Here is a 22978-nt window from a genome sequence, read left to right on the forward strand (position 1 = left end):
ATTGCGATCATCCCGTCTTGACAGGCCGAACATAAGTGTGAAACGATCCAAACATAATGATCGGATTGTAACATTATAATTCGCATTGTTGGGAGGATATGACAACAGGGTTCTGCACGAGCCGAACAGAATTCCATTCTTCGGCCAGCAGACCGGGGAGCGTCAGATCGGCGGGAAGACAGATTGATTTTTCGCCCGGCCGGGAAGCCGGGCATGGAGGAGAACGCCGACGCACCCACCGTTCCGGAGTTGCGTCGGCGTAGCAGCAGTTGTGCCTGTCTGAGCCATCAAGGGCGGACGGCAGAGAATACCCAGGGAGGAAATACCGGTGAAGAAATTTCTAGCATCCGTGGCGATTGCCATGTCCGTTGCCGTTCCGCACGCTCTTGCGGAAGGGGTCGTTGACACTTCGAAGATCAACAAAGAGCTGATTACCACTGCCAACGACAAGAAATACACCATCGCAACCGTCGTGAAGGTTGACGGCATTGCCTGGTTCGACCGCATGCGCGACGGCGTAGACCAGTTCAAGGCTGACACCGGCAATGACGTCTGGATGGTAGGCCCGAGCCAGGCGGATGCCGCAGCACAGGTGCAGATCGTCGAAAACCTGATTGCGCAGGGGGTGGATGCCATCGCCATCGTGCCCTTTTCCGTCGAAGCAGTTGAACCTGTTCTGAAGAAGGCGCGTGAACGCGGCATCGTGGTCATCAGCCATGAGGCATCCAATATCCAGAACGTCGATTACGACATCGAAGCCTTCGACAACAAGGCCTATGGCGCCAATCTCATGAAGGAACTTGGCAAGTCGATGGGTGGCAAGGGCAAATATGTCACCACCGTCGGCAGCCTGACCTCCAAGTCGCAGATGGAATGGATCGACGGTGCCGTCGAATACCAGAAGGCCAATTTCCCGGAAATGTCGGAAGCAACCGGCCGTCTCGAAACCTATGACGATGCCAACACCGACTATAACAAGCTCAAGGAAGCGATGACCGCCTATCCGGACATCACGGGCATTCTCGGCGCACCAATGCCGACCTCTGCCGGTGCCGGACGCCTGATCGCCGAAGGCGGGCTCAAGGGCAAGGTCTTCTTCGCAGGCACCGGCCTCGTTTCGGTCGCAGGCGAATATATCAAGAATGACGATGTTCAGTACATTCAGTTCTGGGACCCTGCCGTTGCAGGCTATGCCATGAACATGCTGGCCGTCGCAGCGCTTGAAAAGAAGAACGACCAGATCAAGGCCGGTCTCAATCTGGGTCTGCCGGGCTATGAAAGCCTGCTGGCGCCTGACGCTGCCAAGCCGAACCTGCTCTATGGCGCAGGCTGGGTCGGCGTGACCAAGGAAAACATGGATAAGTACGACTTCTGATATCCATGGCTGCCTGACGGGAGGGGCTTCCTGCCCCTCCTATCGGACAAATCGCATTCCAGCCTTGCACGAGGCCCCCATATGAGTGAAAACCTGATCGAACTGCGCCATATCGGAAAACGCTTCGGTGGTGTCAGGGCACTGGACGACGTTTCCTTTGCCATAAAGCCCGGCGAAATCCACTGCCTCGCAGGTGAGAACGGCTCCGGCAAATCCACCATCATCAAGGTCATGTCGGGCGTCTACACGCCGGAAGACGGCGAGATACTGATCGACGGCAAGTCCGTCGGCAAGCTCGATCCCGTCAAGTCGGTTCATCACGGCATTCAGGTGATCTATCAGGACTTCTCGCTGTTCGGGAACCTGACCGTTGCCGAAAATCTGGCCATCAATACTTTTCTCATCGAAGGCCGCAAGGGCGTCGACTGGAAGCGCGTGCGTGACCTGGCACAGAAGGCGCTGGCGCGGCTCGACGTCAGCATCGACCTCGATGCGGATGTGGACAGCCTGCCGACATCGGGCAAGCAGATCGTAGCGATTGCGCGCGCCGTCATGGCTGACGCCCGCCTTATCATCATGGACGAACCGACAACCGCACTAACGCGGCATGAAGTCGACGCGCTGTTCAAGATCGTGCGCGATATTCAGGCACAGGGCATCGCAGTACTCTTCGTCAGCCACAAGATGCGCGAGATGCTGGAAATCAGCGAAAGGCTGACCGTCTTCCGCAATGGCAAGAAGGTTGCCGAAGGCCCGATTTCCGATTTCGACGAACCGTCGATCACCCGCGCCATGACCGGTCAGGAACTCACATCGGACCATTATCACTGGACCCCGCGTGAAGGCGCTTCGGCCAATCCGACCCTAGAAATCACGAACCTTTCTGTTCCTGGCTCTGTGGAAAATGCCAGCCTCGCTCTCAATGCGGGCGAGATCGTCGGCATATCCGGGCTGATCGGCTCCGGTCGCACAGAACTCGCACTCGCGCTCTTCGGCATGAAGCCGGATTTCACCGGCACTGTTCGTATCGACGGCAGGCAAGTTCACCCGAAAACCGTGCAGGAAGGGATTGCCTGCGGCGTCGCCTATGTGCCGGAAGATCGCCTGACGGAAGGTCTGTTCCTGACGCAATCGATCGAGCGCAACATCATCGTCACATCCATCGAGAAATTCGTGCGCGGCCTCTTCATCGACCGCAAGAAGGCCGACACCACGACCCGTGACATGTTTTCGGCGATGCACATCGTTGCCCCCGGTCCGCATACGCCGGTCAATCACCTGTCAGGCGGCAATGCGCAGCGTGTGGTGCTGGCACGCTGGCTTTTGACCGGCGCGAAAGTGCTGATCCTCAACGGACCGACTGTCGGCGTCGATGTCGGCTCCAAGGCGCAGATCCACAATATCATCCGCAAACTTGCCCGTGATGAAGGTCTCGCCGTCCTGATGATTTCCGACGACGTGCCCGAGCTGGTGCAGAACTGCAATCGTGTGCTGGTGATGCATCGCGGACGTTTCGTCGACGAACTTTCCGGTGAAACCATGACCGAAGATGCCGTCAATGACCGGCTCAAGACGCTGAATTGAGGAACCGGCACATGAAGTTCTTTCGCAGTACCGAATTCATCATTGCCTGCGTGCTGTTCGCGGCGATGGTTATTATCGGCCTCATCAATCCGGCATTCTGGTCGCTGGACAATATCTTCGGCCTTCTGCGCTCCAATGTCGTGATCGGCATCATGGCGCTTGGCGTTCTGCTGGTGATGATTTCCGGCGGCATCGACGTCTCCTTCACCGCTTTTGCCATCGCGGCCATGTATCTGACCGTCCGCGCCATGGTTTATCTCGGCTATGACGGCGTGTTCATTCCGTTCGTGGCAGCAACGCTGATCGGCCTGCTGCTTGGCGCATTCAACGGCTTCATCATCCATCGTTTCAAGATGATCCCGCTGATCGTGACACTCGGTACCGGTTCCATCGTGCGCGGACTGGTGCTTGGTCTGGTGGGTACAAGCACCGTCAACATCAACAAGATGCCGAAGGAACTGATCGAATTTGGCAAGACGGATGTTGTTTCGCTGACAAATGCTGCAGGAACAGCCTTTAGCCTGACCGCAATGTTCCTCGTCTATCTGGCGCTGGCGCTGCTGATCCACCTGATCCTCAATTATACGATGATCGGGCGCAGCGTTTATGCCTATGGCGGCTCGCCGGAAGCGGCAAAGCGTGTCGGCTTCAATACGCGCCGCACCATCTTCTTCGTCTATTGCGTGGCCGGAGCGCTCGCAGGTTTCGCGGGCCTTCTGCATTCCTCGATGATCTGGCTTGCCAATCCGCGCGATTTCGTCGGGCTTGAACTGGACGTGATCGCAGCCGTGGTTCTGGGCGGCGCATCGATCTTCGGCGGACGGGGCACGGTTCTCGGTACGCTTATGGGCGTCTTCATGCTCGTCATGGTCAAGAACTCGCTCATCATCATGAAGGTAGACACCACGTGGCAGCGCGTCGTGGTCGGCCTCATCATCATCGTCGCCACAGCCATCACCGCATGGCGTGACCGCAAAAGTATCGCCTGAGAGGAGAACGCGACATGAAACAGTCTTTCGACATGCGCCGCATCCTTGGCGGAGACAACAACATCATCCAGCTCATCGTCATCACCGTACTGGTCTTTGCGCTGATGACCTGGATGAACCCGGACAAGTTCCTGCGCTATTACAACTTCGAATCCATCAGCTACATCATGCCGGAGCTGGGCATCCTCTCCGTCGCCATGATGATTGCCATGCTGACAGGCGGCATCGACCTTTCGGTGGTGGGCATCGCCAATCTGGCAGGTATCATGGCCGGAGTTTATTTCCATTCCTCCATGGTGCAGGCGGCGCAGACGTCCGGTTCCGGCATGCTGTTCTACACCATCATCGGCATATTGCTTGCCGTGCTGATCGGGCTGGTATCGGGACTGGTCAACGGCCTGCTGATAGCCAAACTCCGCATCACACCGATCCTTGCCACACTCGGCACCGGGCAGGTCTTGATGGGGCTGGCTCTGGTTCTGACAGGCGGCCCGGCAATCGTCGGCTTTCCCGATGCGTGGAACTGGGTCGGCAATGGCAAACTGTTCGGCATCGCCACGCCATTCCTGCTCTTCATCGCCGTATGCATCGTCGTGGCAATTCTCCTGACACGCACGACGCTCGGCATCAATCTCATGCTGATCGGCACCAATCCGCGTGCTGCGGTCTTTGCCGGTATCCGCAAGGATCGGATGGTCCTCTATTCCTACATGCTCACCGGCGTACTTGCTTCCATAGCCGGGATCATCCTTTCGGGCCGCACCAATGCCGCCAAGTCGGACTATGGCGCATCCTATCTGCTGCAGGCCGTGCTGATCGCCGTTCTCGGCGGCACCAATCCGGCAGGTGGAAAGGGACGTGTTGTGGGCGTCGCTATCGCGCTGATTGCTCTGATGCTGCTTTCATCCGGCTTCCAGATGATGCGGTTCTCCAACCACCTCATCGATTTCATCTGGGGCGCTTTCCTCATTCTCGTCATTGCGATCAACGCATCGCGCAATCAGGGCAGGTGATCCCTTATGCAGGACATCGAATTTCATCTTCGCCGTCAGGATTTTGTCCAACAGCCGCATGTCATCGCCAATACTTACGGTCTCAGCGTCACTGCCTTTCGCTATCCAAGCGGTATCGAGGCGCTGCTGGTCGAGAACGAACGCGGCAATCTCATCGTGCTGCCCTTCATGGGGCAGATGATCTGGGGCGCGGAATTCGACGGCATCGATCTGACAATGGGCAACAGCTTCTCCATGCCGCGTCCGGCAACCACCATCGTCGAGACCTATGGCTGCTTTGCGTTCCATAGCGGCATCCTGCGCAATGGTTGTCCTTCGCCTCAGGACAATCATCTTCTGCATGGCGAAATGGCCTGTGCACAGATGGACAAGGCCGGTCTTCTCTTCGGTCATGACGAGCGCGGTGCCTTTGTCGAAATCACTGGCGAATATGAATATGTGATGGGCTTCGGTGCACATTATCTGGCGCGGCCAAGCGTGCGGCTTCATGCGGATGAAACACTGTTCGACATCACCATGGATGTCGAGAACCTTTCATCCGCTCCGATGGAGCTGATGTATATGTGTCACGTCAATTTCGCTTATGCAGAAGGCGCGCGGATCGTCCAGCCGGTGCCCTATACGCCGGATCATGTGCAGGTGCGCACCGCCGTTCCCGGCCACGTTACGCCCAATGATGATTACCTGTCGCTGATTGATGAACTGGCCACCGATCCAGCTGCGATGGAAGTGCTGGACGAACCGGAGCGCTACGATCCCGAGCAGGTCTTCTATATTCGCGGACTGCCGAAAGATGCCGAAGGCAACACCCATCTGATGATGCAGCTTCCCGAGGGCGACGGATTTGGCATTTCCTACCCGACCGAAATCTTCCCAAAAACCGTGCGCTGGATTCTCGTGAACGGCGATGCCCAGGTTGCAGCCTTTGCCCTGCCCTCGACCTGCGAGCCGGAAGGCTATCTGGCGGAAAAGGCCAAGAACAATGTGCAGGTGCTGGCATCGGGCGAGCGCGCCATTTTCCCAGTGCGCGTCGGCTATCTCGATACAACCGCCGCCGAAGAATTCGAAGCCTCGATCAAGGCACTCTGAAATTTCAAAGGAACATCTCATGACCAGAAAGATCGGAGTGGTCGGCTCCAACATGGTGGATCTCATCACCTATGTGAACCGTATGCCCGGCCCCGGCGAAACGCTGGAGGCCCCGACATTTGAAATCGGCTGTGGTGGCAAAGGCGCCAATCAGGCCGTCGCTGCTGCACGCCTTGGCGCAGATGTGATGATGGTCACCCGTGTAGGCGACGATATTTTCGCGGACAACACCATCCGCAACCTGAACGAGTTCGGCGTCGATACGCGCCATGTGCGCAAGGTTTCCGGAAAATCGAGCGGCGTAGCCCCCATCTTCGTCGAGCCATCGGGTGAAAACTCGATCCTGATCGTCAAGGGCGCCAATGCCGATCTTCTGCCCGCCGAAGTCGACAAGGCTGCGGACGATCTGAAAGCGTGCGGCCTCATCCTGATGCAGATGGAAGTTCCGGTCGAGACAGTCTACCACACCATCGCTTTCGCCGCTGAAAACGGCATCGAAACCATTTTGAATCCTGCGCCTGCTGCCGCCGATCTTGACCCCGAACTGATCCGGCAGGTGACTTTTCTCGTGCCGAACGAGAGCGAGCTTGCGATCCTCTCCGGCCTGCCGACCGGCACGGACGATGAAATCGTCACCGCTGCGCGTTCGCTCATCGCGCGCGGCATCCGCACCGTCATCGTCACGCTCGGCGGACGCGGTGCGCGCATGATTACGGCAAGCGAAATCGTCAATATTCCACCAGTCAAGGTCACACCGAAAGACACGACAGGCGCGGGTGATGCCTTTATCGGCTCCTTTGCCCGCTTCTATGCCGGGACCGGCAATGTGGAAGCCTCGCTTCGCAAGGCCGCTCTTTATGCGGCCCATTCCATCACCCGGCCGGGCACGCAGAAAGCCTATGCCAGCCAGGAAGAATTCGAAACGTTCTGCCGCGATCACGCCCCTTCGACCGAACGTGCCTGATCGCACTTGAACGTAATTGAACCCACGAACGGACAATGAAATGACCGAAGCCCTCCCCCGCAATAACGGGACACCGCTCAAGCCGGAATGGTTTGAGGATGTATCCGTCAATCGCAGCGCTTCCGAGCGCCGTGCCGCTACGATTAGCGCCCGCCGTTCGGTGAAAAAGGAATATCAGGCGGCGTGGCTCATCCGCGCCATCCAGTGCATAGACCTCACCACGCTTGCAGGCGACGACACGGCGGGCCGCGTGCGCAGGCTCTGTGCCAAGGCGCGCCGTCCGGTGCGCGAGGATATTCTGGAAGCGCTCGGCCTTGCAGATGCGGGCATCACCACAGGCGCGGTCTGCGTTTATCCCACCATGGTGCCCCATGCCGTGAAGGCGCTTGAAGGTTCCGGCATTCCGGTTGCCTCGGTGGCGACGGGCTTCCCCGCCGGGCTGACGCCGCTGCCGCTCCGTCTCGCTGAAATCACCTATGCCGTCGAACAGGGCGCACATGAAATCGACATCGTGATTACGCGCGAGCATGTGCTGACACAGAACTGGTCGGCTCTCTACGACGAGATTGCTGCCATGCGCGAAGTCTGCGGGGATGCACATATGAAGGCAATCCTTGCCACTGGCGATCTCAATACGCTGACCAATGTTTATCGCGCCTCGATGGTGGCGATGCAGGCGGGCTCCGATTTCATCAAGACCTCGACGGGCAAGGAAGACGTCAACGCCACCTTGCCAGTGAGCCTGACCATGGTGCGGGCGCTGCGCGATTATGGCGAGCTTTCCGGTCAGAGCGTCGGTTTCAAACCCGCGGGCGGCCTCAAGACCGCAAAGGACGCGCTCGCCTGGCTCACACTGATGAAGGAAGAACTCGGCAATCGCTGGCTGGAGCCCGACCTGTTCCGCATCGGCGCATCGTCGATGCTTGGCGATATCGAACGACAATTGGAGCACTTCGTGACCGGGCGCTACTCCGCCGCCAACCGTCACGCTGCTGCATAAGGAATTGATTCAAATGCGACCCATCAAGGACATCCTGAAGACCATGGAATATGGACCTTCCCCCGAAGCAAACGGCGATGTGAACCTGTGGCTGGAACAGCATGACCGTTCCTTCGGCCACTATATCAACGGGACCTTTGTCAAACCGGAAGGCCGCAAGGCAATTGCGGTTGCCAATCCGGCCAATGGTGACAAGCTCGCCGAAATCACCTGCGGCAACGCGGAAGATGTCGATCAGGCGGTGAAAGCCGCCCGCACCGCTTTTGGCAAATGGTCCAAACTTTCGGGCTATGAACGGGCCAAGTATCTCTATGCCATCGCGCGCCATATTCAGAAGCGCGAGCGTTTTCTGGCCGTGCTGGAAACCATGGACAACGGCAAGCCGATCCGCGAAACCCGCGACATCGACATTCCGCTCGCCGCCCGTCACTTCTATCATCATGCAGGCTGGGCCGAGATGGTGGAAGATGAGTTCAAGGGCTTTTCGCCCGTGGGCGTCTGCGGTCAGGTCATTCCGTGGAATTTCCCGCTTCTCATGCTTGCCTGGAAGATAGCACCCGCTCTGGCCGCCGGTAACACGGTCGTGCTGAAGCCCGCCGATCTGACGCCGCTTTCGGCCATTGCCTTTGCGGAAATCTGCCATGAAGTCGGCCTGCCCGCCGGGGTCGTCAACATCGTGCAGGGCGATGGTAGCACCGGCGCGGAAATCTGCGGTCATGATGGCGTGGACAAGGTGGCCTTTACGGGCTCGACACAGGTTGGCCGTGTCATTCGCGAGCAGATTGCCGGATCGGGCAAGAAGCTGTCGCTGGAATTGGGCGGCAAGTCGCCCTTCATCGTCTTTGAAGATGCCGATCTTGATGCCGCAGTTGAAGGCGTGGTCGATGCCATCTGGTTCAATCAGGGCGAAGTCTGTTGCGCAGGTTCGCGCCTGCTCGTGCAGGAAGGCATTGCCGAGCGCTTCTATGCCAAACTCAGAAAGCGTCTCGAAAGCTTACGCGTCGGCGATCCGCTCGACAAATCCACCGATGTCGGCGCCATCGTTTCACCCGGTCAGGTGAAGCGCATTTCCGATCTTATCCAAAAGGGTATCGACGAAGGCGGCGAGCTCTGGCAGACGCCGAACCCGCTTCCCGCCAAAGGCAATTATATCGCTCCCGGCTTCTTCACCGATGTGGATCAGGCATCAACCGTTTGTCAGGTGGAAATTTTTGGGCCGATTGCGGCAGCAACAACCTTCCGCACTCCCGATGAAGCCGTCTCGCTCGCCAACAATACACGCTACGGGCTTGCCGCGTCGATCTGGTCTGAAAACATCAATGTCGCGCTCGATCTTGCTGCGCGGGTGAAGGCCGGTGTCGTCTGGATTAACTGCACCAACATGCTGGATGCGGGCGCAGGCTTCGGCGGCTACCGTGAAAGCGGGTTCGGTCGCGAAGGCGCACGCGAAGGCATGTACGAATATCTCGTCTCCGATTGGGAAAAGGCACTGTCCGCGACCAAGATTGCGGAAGCCTTCGTGCCATCAGCTTCGCCCTCCGGCGATGACAAGATCACCATCGACGGTATCGACCGCACGATAAAGAACTATATTGGCGGCAAGCAGGCACGTCCGGATGGCGGCTACAGCTATTCGGTCACGGGCAAGGGCGGCTCGGTCATCGGGCAGGCTGGCATCGGCAACCGCAAGGACATCCGCAATGCCGTGGAAGCTGCAAGCAAGGCTGGAAGCTGGGGCGCAGCCACTGCGCATAACCGGGCTCAGGTGCTCTATTATCTTGGCGAAAACCTCGATGCACGCCGCACGGATTTCGTGGCACGGCTGATCGAAAGCACCGGCATCAGCGAGAAAAAAGCGGAAGAGGAATTTGAAACCGCGCTGCGTCGGATTTTCTATTATGCCGCACAGGCCGACAAGTTCGATGGTGCAGTTCATTCCACCAAGTCGCGTCATGTGACACTGGCGATGAACGAACCCTGGGGCGTGATGGGCATCGTCTGCCCTGATGAAGCGCCGCTTCTTTCGCTTGTCTCTCTGGTCTTGCCAGCAATCGCCATGGGTAACCGAACGGTCGTTGTACCATCGAGCCGTCATCCGCTGATCACAGGTGATTTCTATCAGGTGCTCGACACATCCGATGTGCCCGGCGGCGTGGTCAACATCGTCACTGGCGAGCGTGACCTTCTGACGAAGACGCTTGCCGAACATGATGACGTTGCTGCGCTCTGGTATTTTGGTTCACGCGAAGGCAGCGCAATGGCCGAAAAGGCGTCAGCAGGCAACCTCAAGGCAACGTGGGTCAGCAATGGCCGCTTGCCGAACTGGCTCAACAAGACCGAAGGACAGGGCCGGGATTATCTGCGCCGTGCCATTCAGGTGAAAAATATCTGGGTGCCATACGGGGCATAGATCAGAACCAAAAGGCCCGCTCCGGCGGGCCTTTTGATGCAGGGTTTTCGCGCTTATTGCGGCACCCACAAAATAGTGTCTGGATTGATCCCCAACAGGAGGGCCTGTGCGACCGCTCGCGCCTTCAGTTCTCCGCTTGCCTCGGGCTCGCGCGAAAGTACCCAGAAATAGCTCCGCGTCGAACCGACAATGATCGACCACTGGTAATCGTCTTCATCGATATCCACGATATTATAGCCCCCGTAGAAGGGGCCGAAGAATGAAACTTTCAACGCGCCTTCATCGGCAGATCGCACAAAACGGGCGGTTCCTGTGGCTTGTGTCCAACGCGCTTTCCATGGATCGAAGCCGCGATTGACCACTTTTACGGTTTGATCGGGATGCAATGAATATTCCGCCGTCGTCCGGGTTAAACCGCGCTCGAAGCGGTTTTCAAGCCGCCCGATCTCGTACCACTTGCCGAGATAGCGCGTGAGATCGAAGGGTTTGACCGGCACGATACCCTGCGGGATTTGCGGCGAACTTGCCCGTGTCAGCGCATATCCTACCGCCAATCCTGTCAGACCAAGAGCAAGTTTTCCAAATCTCATCGTCTTCCCTTCCTTTGTCGCATGAAGGGACAAACCGATGCGATGGCGATTGGTTCCCAACGGTAAACAAGATGAGCTTCCGCAGCGTCATGCCACTGTCATGCAATCGGAATAGAAGCTCCCAATCTATTTGGATTGTGGGAAAATGTTGCATTCCTCGAATATTAAAGCGGATGTCGCCGTTCGGGCCGAAGGGCTGAATCTGGCCTACGGCACAGCCACCATCTTGAAAAATATCGATCTTTCACTGCCGAAGGGACAGACGCTCGCTTTGCTTGGGCCATCCGGTTGCGGCAAGACAACACTGCTCCGTCTCGTGGCTGGCCTTCTCGCCCCGACCAAGGGCTCGATCACAATCAACGGCGTCACCGTCGCCGATGCCAAGACAGGATCGTTCATTCCGCCTGAGAAGCGCCATCTCGGCATGGTGTTTCAGGATTATGCGCTCTGGCCGCATATGACTGTTTTCGGCAATGTGTCCTTTCCGCTCGAAATGCGCGGCCTCGGCCGTGCAGAGCGCGAAAAGCGTGTTGCCTCGGCACTCGACCGCGTCGGTCTTTCGGGCTTCGGCGAGCGTGCCATCAGCGATATGTCGGGCGGCCAGCAGCAACGCGTCGCCATTGCCCGCGCCATCGTCGCCGAGCCGGGACTGGTATTGTTCGACGAGCCGCTTTCCAATCTCGACCGCGAACTGCGCGAAAACATGGTCACCGAGATCGGACAGCTTGTCGCCAATCTCGGCCTGACCGCGATCTATGTCACCCACGACCAGAGCGAAGCTTTCTCGCTTGCCGATCAGGTGGCTGTCATGCGCACCGGCGTGATTGAGCAGCTGGCTGCACCGGAAGCACTCGTCGCAGAACCGACAACACCGGAAGTCGCAGATTTTCTGCGGCTCGGCTGTGTCGTCCCTGTGGAGCGGTGCGAAAACGCCTACAGGATTGCGCGCACCGGTATCCACATCGCCCGTGGCTCTCATGCGGGACAGGCAACGCATGTCTTGTTGCCGTCGCGCTCGGTTCGCAGCGGGCCCGTCCATGAAGCTGCAATCCCGGCAACGGTCCTGCGCTCGCAGTTTCGCGGCGACGGTCATCTGACCACTGTGCGTATCGGCTCGCAGCAGGACGGTCACGAACTGACCTATCTCGACAGCATCCGTCTTTCACCCGGCGTTCCGGTCGGCATTTCCGTCGATGCCAGCCAGCTGCGTTGGTTCTCAAAATAGACCATTCCATCAGGAATATCTCAGGAGGCAAACATGAAAAAATCCATTCTCGGCGCGGGGCTTGCGCTTGTCACCGCTTTGCTGGCCAGCACTGCGGCCTATGCAGATATCACGGTTTACTCGGCTGGTCCGGGCAGCCTGATCGAAAAGCTTGCCGCAGGCTTCACCGCCAAGACCGGTGCGAAGGTCAATGTTTTTCAGGCAACGACCGGTAAGGTCATGGCGCGCATCGAAGCGGAAGCCGCTAATCCGGTTGTCGACGTTCTGATCTCGGCCTCGTGGGATACGGCAACCGACTTCGCCAAGCGTGACTGGTTGGTCGCCTATACCAGCCCGAACGCCGAAAAAGTGCCGGATTTCCTCAAGAATGAAACGGCGGTCGCGCAGGGCGTCTCTGCCCTCGGTATCGCGTGGAACCCTGCCAGCAAGACGCCGAAGCCCGCCGAATGGGCGGATCTCGCCAAGCCTGAATACAAGGATCTCGTCAATCTGCCGGACCCGGCACAGTCGGGAGCGACCTTCGAGCTCGTTGCCGCCCTTCAGGCGCAACAGGGTTGGGACCTGTTCCGGAACCTGCACGAGAACGGCGCAACTGTCGCCGGTGCCAACGCAGAAGCTTTGAACCCCGTCCTTCAAGGCGCCAAGGCCGCCGTGTTCGGTGCCGTCGACTACATCTCGCTCGCGGGCAAGGCCAAGGGTGAATCCATCGACGTCATTTTCCCGACATCCGGCACAGTGATTGCACCGCGACCGGCCATGATCCTCAAATGGTCGAAGAACCAGGACGAAGCCAAGCAGTTCATCGATTATATGCTGTCCGACGAAGGCCAGAAAATGGTTGCCGACACCTATCTGATGCCGTCGCGTACCGACATTCCGGCCAATCGCCCGCTGATCGGCGACCTGAAAATCCTGCCGATCGACGCCAAGGAAGTCTATGGCAAGCGCAACGATACGCTGAAGGAATTCGGTGCCGCTTTCGCCGCCAGCAACTAACTCTTGAAGGATCAGCAGACATGAAGACAGGCAGTGCGGCGGCTGGCAATCCGCTCGGATTCGTTGCGGTCGCCGGGCTCGCATTCATCGTCGCGGTGCCATTTGTCTTCATCGTCCTTCAGGCAATCTTTCCGCAACTGGGGAGAGGCTCGCTGGCCGAGCCTTTCCTGCATCTCTCGGCCCTGTTTGAAGACCCGAAGCTTTTGCGCATGAGCGGCAATACCGTTCTGCTCGGGCTTTCGGTGGTTGTGCTTTCTGCCCTCATCGCCGTACCGCTTGCAGTTTTCCGGGCACTCTACAAGGTGCCGTTCGCCATATTGTGGGACGTGCTGATGCTCGTGCCCTTCATGATCCCACCCTATATCGCCACGCTTGGCTGGATAATGACCCTGCAGCCGCGCGGTTATCTTGAACAGCTCACAGGTTTCAATCTGGCTCCATTCCTGTTTTCTGTCGCAGGCATGAGTTTCGTCATGGCGCTGAACACGTTTCCGCTCGTCTATTTTGCGGTGTCGCGCACGATTGAAGCAGTTGGCGCTCGCTATTCCGATGTCGGACGGGTGTTCGGGGCCTCGCCTTGGCGTTCCTTCTTCCGCATTACCCTGCCGCTGGCGACGCCGGGCCTCGCGGCAAGTCTTCTTCTGGTTTTCGCGGCAGCTATCGAGGAATACGGTACGCCCGCAGCCCTTGGACGCCGTTCCGGCTTTGAAGTTCTGGTGACGGAAATTGATCTGCGCATTTCCGACTGGCCCATCGACCTTGCAGGAGCTGCCGTCTTTTCGCTGGCGCTTGTCTGCCTGTCGCTGGCCGCCTTTCTGGTCCAGCGCTGGATACTGACGCGCCGCTCCTATGTGACGACCGGCGGCAAGCCGCAGGCAAAGGACAAGCGTCCGCTTGGAGCCCTCACAATTCCCGTGGTGGTTCTGTTCGCCATCATCGCCTTTGCTGCGACTGGCATTCCTCTGCTGGCCATTCTGGCGACCGCTCTTTCCAAAACCGTATCTGGCGGGCTAACCCCATCGAACCTCGGCTTCGACAATTTTGCAGCCATTGCCGAAGACAGCGCAGGTGGCATGCGTGCACTGGTCAACAGCCTGTCACTCGGTGTTGCGAGTGCCCTGCTGACAGGACTGCTCGGCGCGGTTGCCGCCTATGCCGTCGTGAAGATGCGCTTTCGCGGGCGTTTCTGGCTCGATATACTGACCGTCCTGCCAAATGCTTTGCCCGGTGTCGTCGTCGCAGTCGGTCTCATTCTTGCATGGAACCAACCCATGCTGCCTGTCTCGCCCTACAATACGCCGCTGATCCTGCTGCTTGCCTATTGTTGCATTCTTCTGCCGCAGCCGATCCGCTATGCATCGGCTGCCTTCCACCAGATCGGCGACAATCTGGAAGCTGCGGCACGTGTTTGCGGCGCAAACAGCTTCACCGCTTTCCGGCGCATCATGCTGCCTCTGATCGCCCCCAGCCTGATAACGGCGATGTTGCTCGTCTTTGCCGTCGCCACGCGGGAACTCGTCGCATCGATACTGGTGGCTCCAGTTGGAATGCAGACCATCTCGATCTTCATCTGGCGTCAGTTCGAGCAAGGCTCAGTCGGCCTCGGCATGGCCATGGCATTCATCGCCATTCTCATCACCACGCTTTTGCCCTTGGTTCTGATGGGGTTGTTGAAGCGCTCCGGTCTCGTTAGAATTTGACCTTCCGTTCCCAATCGGGAAATGCCAACAGCAGGGTCGAAATTCCAGTGCCTTGAAAAGCCGGGAGAACCGTTTTGACGAAACAGGCCGTTGTCTTGAAAAGAGAAGAATGGGCGAGGCGTGATGATGCCTGGTCTGGGCGCGTCGAAGGCAAGAGATTTGGTACTGATGCGTCGATCATATTCTTCTCGACCGATGTTGTAGGGCATGGTCCCAAACTGCACCGGCACCCCTATGACGAGATTTTCATCGTCCGTCAGGGAAATGCCCTGTTCATTGTTGACGATGAACAGATCGAGGTGACGGAGGGACAGGTTGTCTTCGGTCCGGCAAACATACCGCACAAGTTCATCAATCTCGGGCCCGGGCGTCTGGAAACAACCGATATTCACGTTACCCAACATTTCGAGCAGGAAGACCTCGAATGAAATAGGGGCAACGTCTCCCCCGCATTTTGGTAGAATTATCTTGTCTTCGCCTTCAAAGATGATAATTTTAGTCATATTAATGCGACGGTATCCGGACGCATTTCTCACGAAACATGTCCGGCCATGAAGCCGGAATTCCAATGAAACGCTGTCGCATACGGATCGGAACGTTTTGGGCTTCTGGCATTCGATGATCTGGCAAGCCGAAGGCATCCGGGTGGTTGCACCGGTTCAATGGCGCGTGCTGGACGGGCTGGTCAGCGTCTATTGGGAGGCTGAAAGCCAGACGGGGGCCAATGGCTATTTCCTGTCGCACGATCCCCGCATCATGATCTTTTTTCAGGATGTTTCGTCAAACATTCGCATATCGAACGACAGCAGCGTCCTTACCCAGCATCACCGCCCGATGACGCGTGCGATCTACATACCCGCTGGCGTACCGATGTGGACGAATACGGTTTCGCTTCACCGGTTTTCGCACCTGAACCTGCATTTTCACAAGGATCGGCTGCTCAAATATCTAACTCCGACACTCGGCACCTCTATGGCCATGGCCGCCATGCGCAGTCCGGTGGAAATTCAGGACCTTGGCGCCATAGAAATGCTTGCCCGCCTGCTCGTCGATGAAACAGCCAATCCGATAAAACACGGGCTTTTTGCGGAAAACCTCATCGGCAGCATTCTGACCGGGCTTCTCGATATACCGAACGAGGATAACAAGCAGGGCTACGGCCGCCTCACCATGGCGCAGATGAACAAGCTGAACGCACGGTTCGACAGTTGCGGTGACCGCCGGTTAAGCGTCGCCGAAATGGCGGCAGCGGTGGGTCTGTCGGAAAGCTGGTTCGCCAATGTCTTCAAGCAGACAACCGGGAAAACTCCGCTGCAATGGCAAATGGCGAAGCGCATCGATCTGGCGCAACAATTGCTGGCAGATAGCAACCTGACCGTCGCTGGCATCGCAGCACAGCTCGGGTTCACCGATCAGGCTCATCTGACCAAGGCTTTCCGTCAGGTGGTGGGAGAAACGCCAGCCGCATGGCGGCGCTTCCAGTCGAACCGCTGACCAATTTCGGATTGTAAGCTCCGCCGCCTGTTTCCGGCGGAGCTGCTCATCCTACCAGGTGCGGCGAAGCGTTGCCGTGATCTCGCGACCGGGATTGTAGAAATCCGCTCCGAAACCGCCATAGGCGACGTATTTCTTGTCGAACAGATTGCTGACATTGACCTGCAGCGCTGAATTATCGAGGAACTCGTAAGTGAATGCGGCATCGAACACGACATTGCCGCTGGTGCCCGACGTATTGGCTGGCGTGAAGTAATACGCACCAATATAACGACCGCCGACACCGATTGTCATGTCGCCGCGACGACCGCTGCCCTCGATCTTGTAGTTCGCCCAAAGCGAAGCGAGGTGCTTGGAAACAAATTGCGGGCGGTTGCCCTCATTGCCACCGGTACCGTTCTCTACGATCTCCGGGTCCATATAGGAATAGGCCGCGATCAGGTTGAGATTGTTCGTCAGCTCGGCCTTGGCTTCCAGATCGATACCGCGAACGCGAACCTCGCCAATCGTGGATGGCTGAAGTGTGATGGGATTGTTGACCGAGATATTGTTCTTGGTCAGATCGTAAACGGACGCGGTGAACAGGGCCGGAAATGCAGTTGGCTGGTATTTCACGCCGACTTCGATCTGTTCGCCCCGCTCAGGATCGACACCAATGGCCGGAGGAGCGACCGATTCAGCATAGCTCGTATAGACCGCCCATTCATCCGTTACCCGATAGGTGAGGCCGAAGCGGCTGGTGAACTCGCTCAGGTCGCCATCTGTGGTCGTGTTCTTGAGATTGTTCGTCTGCGACAGGTCGAGCCAATCATTGCGCAGGCCCACACTGGCGATCAGCTTTTCGGCGAATGTCAGATCCTGCTGAAAATAGATCGCTTTGGTCTTTTGCTTGGTCGATGTGCTGCCGATCAGCGGCAGACTGACCGGAGCGCCGGTAAAGACCGGATTGGTCCAGTCGATGCTCGGCGCCGGGCCCCAGAGCGTCTTGTTGGTGGCCGAATAATTGTTGTATTCGACGCCCGCCATTGTCCGGCTTTCGAACCGGTCAAAGCTTGTCTCATATTTCAGGTTCACATCGCCCACGAAATTCTCGGCTGAGGCGTCATTTCCGAAGAAATCGCGCTTGGCAATCGTGGAGCCATCGGTCGGTGTGGCCGCGATATAGGCATAGCCGAAATCGGTGTCCTGCTTGCTGTAACGCCCGTTGGCGCTCATGCTCAAACCATTGCCAAAATCATGATCGAACATGGCGCTGACAGTATTTCTGTCAGTGCCGCGATAGTTGAAATCCGGCTCTCCGAAAAAGCGGCTTCGGTTGAAATCGGTGCCGACCGGATGGCCGCCGCTTCCGGGCACGCCATTGCGGTGAAGATGATCGAAGATCACCGTCAAATTGGTCGCATCGCTCGGGCGCCACGTCAGCCCGCCCATGATGAACTTTTCGTCGTCGCGCGAATAGTCATATTCGGCGTCGGAATCCTTGAACTTGCCGGTGAGGCGATAGGACAGCGTTTCGTCGCCGGTCAGATTATCACCGAAATCGAAGCCGACTTCCTTGTGGTTGAACGAACCGCCCGTGACATAGGCTTCGCCAAAGCGTTCGCGCTTCGGCCGCTTCGTCACGTAATTGACCATACCACCTGGATCGGAGACGCCGAAAGCCGTGGAACTCGCGCCTTTCAGAACTTCAATCCGTTCAAATGCATAGGGTTCCTCGCGTATACCGCCAAAGGGACGGCCAAGGGACAGCCCGTCGCGATAGGTGTTGGCATCGAAACCGCGGATCTGGAAAAAGTCAAACCGGTCATCCGACCCGTAAAAATTGGTGGAAACACCTGCAGTATATTGCAGCACCTGCTCGACGGTCTGGGCGTTGCGCTCCTGTATTTCCTTGGCGGTGATCACCGATACGGAGGCTGCCGTATCCATGATATCCGTCGCCATCTTGCCGCCGCCGGTGGTTCTCGTCGCGACAATCGACTTGGAATCGTCGTCGCGCCCGCCAGTCCCATCAACTGTAATGGTCTTGAGCACCGTCGGCGCTTCCGTTGTCGTCGCCTGCTGCGCCAAAGCGAGACCCGGCATGGAAACGACAAGCGCCGTGCACCCCAGAAGAATTGCCCTGCAGTAGCGAACCTGGGTGATTTTCTTCATCTCAGCGGTCTTTTCAATGTCCATGGTCAGGTCCGATATGCAGTTTGCGGCGATCGCTTTCGGCGACGGTTTTCAAAGTGTGGAGACATCGACCAGCGTTGCGATCAACGACCGGATGAACCCGATCATCGAAGCAATCAAGAAACTGAAATTGTCCCCGGATCGCCACTAACTTGAGAAGCTTTGTCCAGTATTGTAAAAAACTGCTTTTTTGTAGGAAATCACGGTTAATTCGCAACAGCTTTATCAAGGTGCGAGCTTCGGCCTTGACGCGATGAGTTTAACTTGAGACTGAAAGGCCACTTTATACACAAGGAGAATGCGCCGGATGACGTGGTCCATTCGCTCTCTCGTTTTCGTTGCTCTGTCCTGCTTGGCGATCATCGCGCCGCAAGGGGTTCACGCTGGTGAGAAAACAGCCTACCCGATTGTTATCAAACATGCTTTCGGAACAACCACGATAGAGAAAAAGCCGAAGCGGATTGTCACCGTTGCCTGGGCGAACCATGAGGTTCCCCTTGCACTCGGCGTGGTTCCGGTTGGGTTTGCGCGAGCCAATTTCGGTGATGAGGACAATGATGGCCTCTTGCCTTGGGTGGCCGCAAAGTTGAGGGAACTCGACGCTGATACGCCCGTACTCTTCGATGAAGGCGACGGGATCGATTTCGAGGCCGTGGCCGAAACGCAGCCCGACGTCATCCTCGCATCCTATTCCGGCCTGAGCCGGTCCGACTACGAGACACTCAGCCAGATCGCCCCCGTCGTTGCCTATCCCGAAGCGCCCTGGTCAACCGACTGGCGCGACATGATCCGCCTCAACAGCGCCGGCATGGGCATGGCGGAAGAAGGTGAAGCGCTGATCACAAAGATCGAAGGCGAGATTGCCGAGACGGTCAGCCAGTATCCGCACCTGAAGGACAAGTCGGCCATGTTCGTCACGCATCTCGATACGACGGACCTGAGCACGGTCAATTTCTACACCACCAACGATACGCGGGTGAGATTCTTCAAGGACCTTGGCCTGAACTCCCCCAAAAGCGTGGTCGACGCCACCAAGCCGGGCCAGTTCTCTGGCTCCATCAGTGCCGAGCGCGTCGACATGTTCGATGACGTGGACATCGTCGTGACCTATGGCAGTCAGGAATTGCTGGATGCCATGAAACACAATCCGCTTCTCGCCAGAATGCCAGTGGTCGAAAACAATGCAGTGGTCATGCTGGGCAGAAATCCGCTTGGAACCGCTGCCAATCCCACACCGCTTTCCATCTCCTGGGTGCTGAAGGACTATGTCGCCCTTCTCGCCGGCGCGGCCGATAAAGCAAAATGACTTTCGCCCGCGTCCGGCGCTCAAACCAGCCGATCACTATATATCGGTCCAACAAAGCAAGGACCGGCTGGCTCGGCGCTGTCGTCCTTCTTCTCGTGATCCTCTGCGTTCTATCCGTGTCGCTCGGCACGCGTGAAGTGCCGTGGCCTGACATTGTCGCGGCCCTGCGCGGCCATATGGATACCGTCGGACAAGCCGCCGTCGCCATGCGCATTCCGCGCACCTTGCTCGCACTTCTCGCCGGAGCAGCACTCGGGCTGGCAGGCGCCATCATGCAGGGCATTACCCGCAATCCGCTGGCGGACCCCGGCATTCTGGGCATCAATATGGGCGCATCGCTCTCCGTCGTCATCGGCGTTGCGTGGTTCAACATCGTTTCTGCACCAGCTTATATCTGGGCAGCAATATTCGGTGCCGGTTGTGCCGCCGTCTTCGTCTATATGGTCGGATCGCTTGGCCGTGGTGGCGCGACACCGCTCAAGCTCGCGCTGGCCGGTGCAGCCACGTCGGTGGCATTTTCCTCGTTGGTTATCGCCATCGTGCTGCCTCGCAACGACATTGCCGGTGGCATTCGCGCCTGGCAGATCGGTGGCGTTGGCGGTGCAACGTTCGACCGGCTCTCTTATGTGCTGCCGTTTCTCGCCGCCGGTTTCATTGTCAGCCTTCTATCGGCGCGCAAACTGAACTCGCTCGCACTCGGCGACGAACTTGCCGCCGGGTTGGGAGAAAAGGTTGCCGTCGCACGCGCTGTTGCGGCGTTCGGCGCAATTCTGCTGTGTGGCGCAACCACCGCCATCTGCGGTCCCATCGGCTTTGTGGGTCTGGTCGTACCGCATCTCTGCCGCCTGCTGGTAGGCGTGGATCACCGCTGGCTGTTGCCATTCTCGGCCCTCAGCGGAGCCTGTCTCCTGCTTGCTGCCGATATTGTAGGACGCCTCATTGCCCGTCCTGCCGAACTCGATGTCGGGATTGTCACCGCCTTGATCGGCGCGCCGTTCTTCATCTGGATCGTCAGACGCCAACGGGTTCGTGAGTTGTGATCATGCTGCATGCCACCGCCGATCTTATCGTCCGAAATCGCCGCACCCGCACCCGCAAGCGCAATCTTGTCATCGGTCTTCTTCTGGTCATTCTCGTCGCCCTCTTCCTCCTCACTTTGATGCTGGGCCAATCTTTCACCCCGCCGAAAGATGTCGTGCGGGTGCTTCTGGGCGAAGATGTTCAAGGCGCAAGCTTCACGGTCGGGATGTTGCGCCTGCCGCGCGCCGTCCTGTCCGTATTGGCAGGGCTGAGCTTCGGCCTCGGCGGTGTCGCATTCCAGCTCATGCTGCGCAATTCGCTCGCAAGCCCTGACATCATCGGCATCAGTTCCGGTGCAAGTGCTGCAGCTGTTTTTGCAATCGTTGTGCTCTCGCTGAGCGGCCCCATTGTTTCGATCTTTGCCGTTGTGGCTGGGCTTGCTGTAGCGCTTGCCGTCTACGGTCTTTCCTTCAGGAACGGGGTCGCCGGAACCCGTCTTATCCTCGTTGGCATCGGTGTGTCGGCGATGCTCGAAAGCATCATCGCCTATATTCTTTCAAACGCGCCCGCCTGGAGCCTGCAGGAGGCCATGCGTTGGTTGACCGGTAGCGTCAACGGCGCAAGGCTGGACCAGATGCTTCCGCTTCTGATCGCCCTGATCGTTTTAGGCGGTTTGCTTTTGAGCCGGTCTCGCGATCTCGAAGCATTGCGGCTGGGCGACGACAGCGCTGCAGCATTGGGAACCAATGTCGGGCGAACCCGGATCGTCATCATCATTGCCGCCGTCGGTATGATAGCCTTCGCCACAGCCGTCTCAGGCCCCATCGCCTTCGTCGCCTTTCTGTCCGGCCCCATTGCAGCACGCATCATCGGCAGTAACGGTTCCCTGCTCGTCCCGTCTGCGCTGATCGGAGCCATACTTGTTCTCGCTGGCGATTATTGCGGACAATTCCTGCTGCCGGGCCGCTATCCGGTCGGCGTCGTCACCGGAGCTCTGGGCGCTCCCTATCTCATCTACCTTATCATACGTGCCAATCGCAGCGGGGCGTCCCTATGACCGACCACACTCTCATCGTGCGTGAGCTGACCACCGGCTATGGCGACAGGCTTGTGCTGGACGGTCTCGATCTTGAAGTGCCCTCCGGCAAGGTGACCGCGATAGTCGGGGCGAATGCCTGCGGAAAATCCACGCTTTTGCGAACGATGTCCCGGCTTCTGGTCCCGCGTTACGGGCAGGTGCTGCTTGACGGCAAGTCGATTCACACCCTCCCCTCCCGGCAACTGGCGCAGACCCTCGGTCTGCTGCCGCAATCGCCGGTAGCGCCAGAAGGCATATTGGTCGCCGATCTCGTCAGCCGAGGTCGAAACCCCTATCACGGCGTTTTCTCGCAATGGACGCGGGCCGATGACGAAGCAATCGCAGCGGCACTTGAAGCAACCAGGACAACCGAACTGGCTGACAGACCGGTAGACGAACTTTCCGGCGGCCAGCGCCAGCGCGTGTGGATTGCGATGGCACTGGCTCAGCAGACCGACATCCTCCTGTTGGACGAGCCGACGACCTTTCTCGACATCAGTCACCAGGTTGAGGTTCTGGACCTCCTCACCGACCTCAACCGGGAGCGCGGAACCACAATCGTCATGGTTCTGCACGATCTCAATCTTGCTGCCCGCTATGCGGATTTTCTGGTCGCAATGGCTAACGGACGACTACACGTAACCGGAACACCCGACGAAGTGCTGACAGAACAAAATGTTCGTGAGGTCTTTCATCTCGAAAGCCGTATCATGACCGATCCAACTTCCGGCCGACCGATCATGCTGCCTTTGGGACGTCATCGCCTCCGTCAAGAACGTCTTGAAAACCAACTCGAGCCTTCAGACGGATAACCGCCTGCGCAGCAATAGGCTTTTACAGACTTCTCCAACCCGTTGGTTTTATAGCGCCGTGATCCGTTGATCGCGGCGTTTTTCGTTCAGGCGCAATCACAATGCAGTGAGTCATTTAACACGCCCTTTTATTATCTATAATAATTTCACTTGAGTTA

Annotated in this window: 20 protein-coding genes; 18 read left to right on the forward strand and 2 right to left on the reverse strand. The window is 57.9% G+C overall.

Annotation, left to right across the window (positions count from 1 at the left end; genetic code table 11):
* Positions 1 to 328: 328 nt before the first annotated feature.
* From ABDF71_RS18315 to ABDF71_RS18350, 8 genes are all read left to right on the forward strand, one after another.
* Complete coding sequence (locus ABDF71_RS18315; protein WP_258124537.1) at positions 329 to 1375, forward strand: autoinducer 2 ABC transporter substrate-binding protein; 1047 nt, start codon at positions 329 to 331, stop codon at positions 1373 to 1375.
* A gap of 81 nt (positions 1376 to 1456) precedes the next feature.
* Positions 1457 to 2959, forward strand: a complete 1503-nt coding sequence (locus tag ABDF71_RS18320; protein ID WP_258124538.1) for a sugar ABC transporter ATP-binding protein — start codon at positions 1457 to 1459, stop codon at positions 2957 to 2959.
* A gap of 11 nt (positions 2960 to 2970) precedes the next feature.
* Positions 2971 to 3948 (forward strand): ABC transporter permease, encoded by a 978-nt coding sequence (locus tag ABDF71_RS18325; protein WP_094541899.1) that lies wholly within the window; start codon positions 2971 to 2973, stop codon positions 3946 to 3948.
* A 14-nt stretch (positions 3949 to 3962) separates the two neighbouring features.
* Positions 3963 to 4961: an ABC transporter permease gene (locus ABDF71_RS18330; protein ID WP_258124539.1), complete on the forward strand. Its 999-nt coding sequence runs from the start codon at positions 3963 to 3965 to the stop codon at positions 4959 to 4961.
* A gap of 6 nt (positions 4962 to 4967) precedes the next feature.
* Entirely contained in the window at positions 4968 to 6050 is a 1083-nt protein-coding gene (locus ABDF71_RS18335) for an aldose 1-epimerase family protein (RefSeq protein WP_258124540.1), read from the forward strand.
* A gap of 19 nt (positions 6051 to 6069) precedes the next feature.
* Positions 6070 to 7014: a ribokinase gene (rbsK, locus tag ABDF71_RS18340; protein ID WP_258124541.1), complete on the forward strand. Its 945-nt coding sequence runs from the start codon at positions 6070 to 6072 to the stop codon at positions 7012 to 7014.
* Between the two features lie 40 nt (positions 7015 to 7054).
* The gene (gene deoC, locus ABDF71_RS18345; RefSeq protein WP_029928241.1) at positions 7055 to 8014 is read left to right on the forward strand and encodes a deoxyribose-phosphate aldolase; all 960 of its coding nucleotides are present in this window, start codon (positions 7055 to 7057) and stop codon (positions 8012 to 8014) included.
* Between the two features lie 13 nt (positions 8015 to 8027).
* Positions 8028 to 10424, forward strand: coding sequence for an aldehyde dehydrogenase family protein (locus ABDF71_RS18350; RefSeq protein ID WP_258124542.1), 2397 nt, complete (start codon positions 8028 to 8030; stop codon positions 10422 to 10424).
* A gap of 53 nt (positions 10425 to 10477) precedes the next feature.
* Here the strand turns inward: ABDF71_RS18350 and ABDF71_RS18355 are convergent, their stop codons facing one another.
* Complete coding sequence (locus ABDF71_RS18355; protein WP_258124544.1) at positions 10478 to 11014, reverse strand: lipocalin family protein; 537 nt, start codon at positions 11012 to 11014, stop codon at positions 10478 to 10480.
* 145 nt (positions 11015 to 11159) lie between these two features.
* On the opposite strand from ABDF71_RS18355, the gene ABDF71_RS18360 reads away from it, so the two are divergent.
* The 5 genes from ABDF71_RS18360 (at position 11160) to ABDF71_RS18380 (ending at position 16429) form a co-directional block, all read left to right on the forward strand.
* Positions 11160 to 12239, forward strand: a complete 1080-nt coding sequence (locus tag ABDF71_RS18360) for an ABC transporter ATP-binding protein (protein WP_258124545.1) — start codon at positions 11160 to 11162, stop codon at positions 12237 to 12239.
* 33 nt (positions 12240 to 12272) lie between these two features.
* A complete protein-coding gene (locus ABDF71_RS18365; protein WP_258124546.1) occupies positions 12273 to 13235 on the forward strand; it encodes an ABC transporter substrate-binding protein in 963 nt (320 codons plus the stop codon).
* A 20-nt stretch (positions 13236 to 13255) separates the two neighbouring features.
* Positions 13256 to 14935: an ABC transporter permease gene (locus ABDF71_RS18370; protein WP_258124547.1), complete on the forward strand. Its 1680-nt coding sequence runs from the start codon at positions 13256 to 13258 to the stop codon at positions 14933 to 14935.
* A gap of 74 nt (positions 14936 to 15009) precedes the next feature.
* Entirely contained in the window at positions 15010 to 15363 is a 354-nt protein-coding gene (locus tag ABDF71_RS18375; RefSeq protein WP_258124548.1) for a cupin domain-containing protein, read from the forward strand.
* 172 nt (positions 15364 to 15535) lie between these two features.
* Entirely contained in the window at positions 15536 to 16429 is an 894-nt protein-coding gene (locus tag ABDF71_RS18380; RefSeq protein ID WP_029928254.1) for a helix-turn-helix domain-containing protein, read from the forward strand.
* A gap of 51 nt (positions 16430 to 16480) precedes the next feature.
* On the opposite strand, the gene ABDF71_RS18385 is transcribed toward ABDF71_RS18380, so the two are convergent.
* Positions 16481 to 18607, reverse strand: coding sequence for a TonB-dependent siderophore receptor (locus ABDF71_RS18385; RefSeq protein WP_258124549.1), 2127 nt, complete (start codon positions 18605 to 18607; stop codon positions 16481 to 16483).
* On the opposite strand from ABDF71_RS18385, the gene ABDF71_RS18390 reads away from it, so the two are divergent.
* The 5 genes from ABDF71_RS18390 to ABDF71_RS18410 all read left to right on the forward strand — a co-directional run bounded on the left by ABDF71_RS18390 (position 18600) and on the right by ABDF71_RS18410 (position 22820).
* Positions 18600 to 18755, forward strand: a complete 156-nt coding sequence (locus ABDF71_RS18390; protein ID WP_155997894.1) for a hypothetical protein — start codon at positions 18600 to 18602, stop codon at positions 18753 to 18755. The genes ABDF71_RS18385 and ABDF71_RS18390 overlap by 8 nt on opposite strands.
* 156 nt (positions 18756 to 18911) lie before the next feature.
* Positions 18912 to 19910 carry an iron-siderophore ABC transporter substrate-binding protein gene (locus tag ABDF71_RS18395; RefSeq protein WP_258124550.1) on the forward strand — a complete coding sequence of 333 codons (999 nt, stop codon included), beginning with the start codon at positions 18912 to 18914 and terminating at the stop codon, positions 19908 to 19910.
* Positions 19907 to 20950, forward strand: coding sequence for a FecCD family ABC transporter permease (locus tag ABDF71_RS18400; RefSeq protein ID WP_258124551.1), 1044 nt, complete (start codon positions 19907 to 19909; stop codon positions 20948 to 20950). The genes ABDF71_RS18395 and ABDF71_RS18400 overlap by 4 nt, the downstream gene beginning before the upstream one ends.
* Positions 20951 to 20952: 2 nt before the next feature.
* A complete protein-coding gene (locus ABDF71_RS18405; RefSeq protein WP_258124552.1) occupies positions 20953 to 21987 on the forward strand; it encodes a FecCD family ABC transporter permease in 1035 nt (344 codons plus the stop codon).
* Positions 21984 to 22820, forward strand: coding sequence for an ABC transporter ATP-binding protein (locus ABDF71_RS18410; RefSeq protein ID WP_258124553.1), 837 nt, complete (start codon positions 21984 to 21986; stop codon positions 22818 to 22820). Before ABDF71_RS18405 ends, ABDF71_RS18410 begins: the two co-directional genes overlap by 4 nt.
* Positions 22821 to 22978 lie beyond the last annotated feature (158 nt).

It is taken from the genome of Ochrobactrum sp. WV_118_8 (assembly GCF_039631535.1).
In the GTDB taxonomy this organism is placed as follows: domain Bacteria; phylum Pseudomonadota; class Alphaproteobacteria; order Rhizobiales; family Rhizobiaceae; genus Brucella; species Brucella anthropi.

What these genes read in the sequence shown, in the direction of transcription:
- ABDF71_RS18320 (WP_258124538.1), top strand. Translation starts at nt 1,457, where the DNA reads ATGAGTGAAAACCTGATCGAACTGCGCCATATCGGAAAACGCTTCGGT.
- ABDF71_RS18325 (WP_094541899.1), top strand. Translation starts at nt 2,971, where the DNA reads ATGAAGTTCTTTCGCAGTACCGAATTCATCATTGCCTGCGTGCTGTTC.
- ABDF71_RS18330 (WP_258124539.1), top strand. Translation starts at nt 3,963, where the DNA reads ATGAAACAGTCTTTCGACATGCGCCGCATCCTTGGCGGAGACAACAAC.
- ABDF71_RS18335 (WP_258124540.1), top strand. Translation starts at nt 4,968, where the DNA reads ATGCAGGACATCGAATTTCATCTTCGCCGTCAGGATTTTGTCCAACAG.
- rbsK (WP_258124541.1), top strand. Translation starts at nt 6,070, where the DNA reads ATGACCAGAAAGATCGGAGTGGTCGGCTCCAACATGGTGGATCTCATC.
- deoC (WP_029928241.1), top strand. Translation starts at nt 7,055, where the DNA reads ATGACCGAAGCCCTCCCCCGCAATAACGGGACACCGCTCAAGCCGGAA.
- ABDF71_RS18350 (WP_258124542.1), top strand. Translation starts at nt 8,028, where the DNA reads ATGCGACCCATCAAGGACATCCTGAAGACCATGGAATATGGACCTTCC.
- ABDF71_RS18355 (WP_258124544.1), bottom strand. Translation starts at nt 11,014, where the DNA reads ATGAGATTTGGAAAACTTGCTCTTGGTCTGACAGGATTGGCGGTAGGA.
- ABDF71_RS18360 (WP_258124545.1), top strand. Translation starts at nt 11,160, where the DNA reads ATGTTGCATTCCTCGAATATTAAAGCGGATGTCGCCGTTCGGGCCGAA.
- ABDF71_RS18365 (WP_258124546.1), top strand. Translation starts at nt 12,273, where the DNA reads ATGAAAAAATCCATTCTCGGCGCGGGGCTTGCGCTTGTCACCGCTTTG.
- ABDF71_RS18370 (WP_258124547.1), top strand. Translation starts at nt 13,256, where the DNA reads ATGAAGACAGGCAGTGCGGCGGCTGGCAATCCGCTCGGATTCGTTGCG.
- ABDF71_RS18390 (WP_155997894.1), top strand. Translation starts at nt 18,600, where the DNA reads ATGTCCATGGTCAGGTCCGATATGCAGTTTGCGGCGATCGCTTTCGGC.
- ABDF71_RS18385 (WP_258124549.1), bottom strand. Translation starts at nt 18,607, where the DNA reads ATGGACATTGAAAAGACCGCTGAGATGAAGAAAATCACCCAGGTTCGC.
- ABDF71_RS18395 (WP_258124550.1), top strand. Translation starts at nt 18,912, where the DNA reads ATGACGTGGTCCATTCGCTCTCTCGTTTTCGTTGCTCTGTCCTGCTTG.
- ABDF71_RS18400 (WP_258124551.1), top strand. Translation starts at nt 19,907, where the DNA reads ATGACTTTCGCCCGCGTCCGGCGCTCAAACCAGCCGATCACTATATAT.
- ABDF71_RS18405 (WP_258124552.1), top strand. Translation starts at nt 20,953, where the DNA reads ATGCTGCATGCCACCGCCGATCTTATCGTCCGAAATCGCCGCACCCGC.
- ABDF71_RS18410 (WP_258124553.1), top strand. Translation starts at nt 21,984, where the DNA reads ATGACCGACCACACTCTCATCGTGCGTGAGCTGACCACCGGCTATGGC.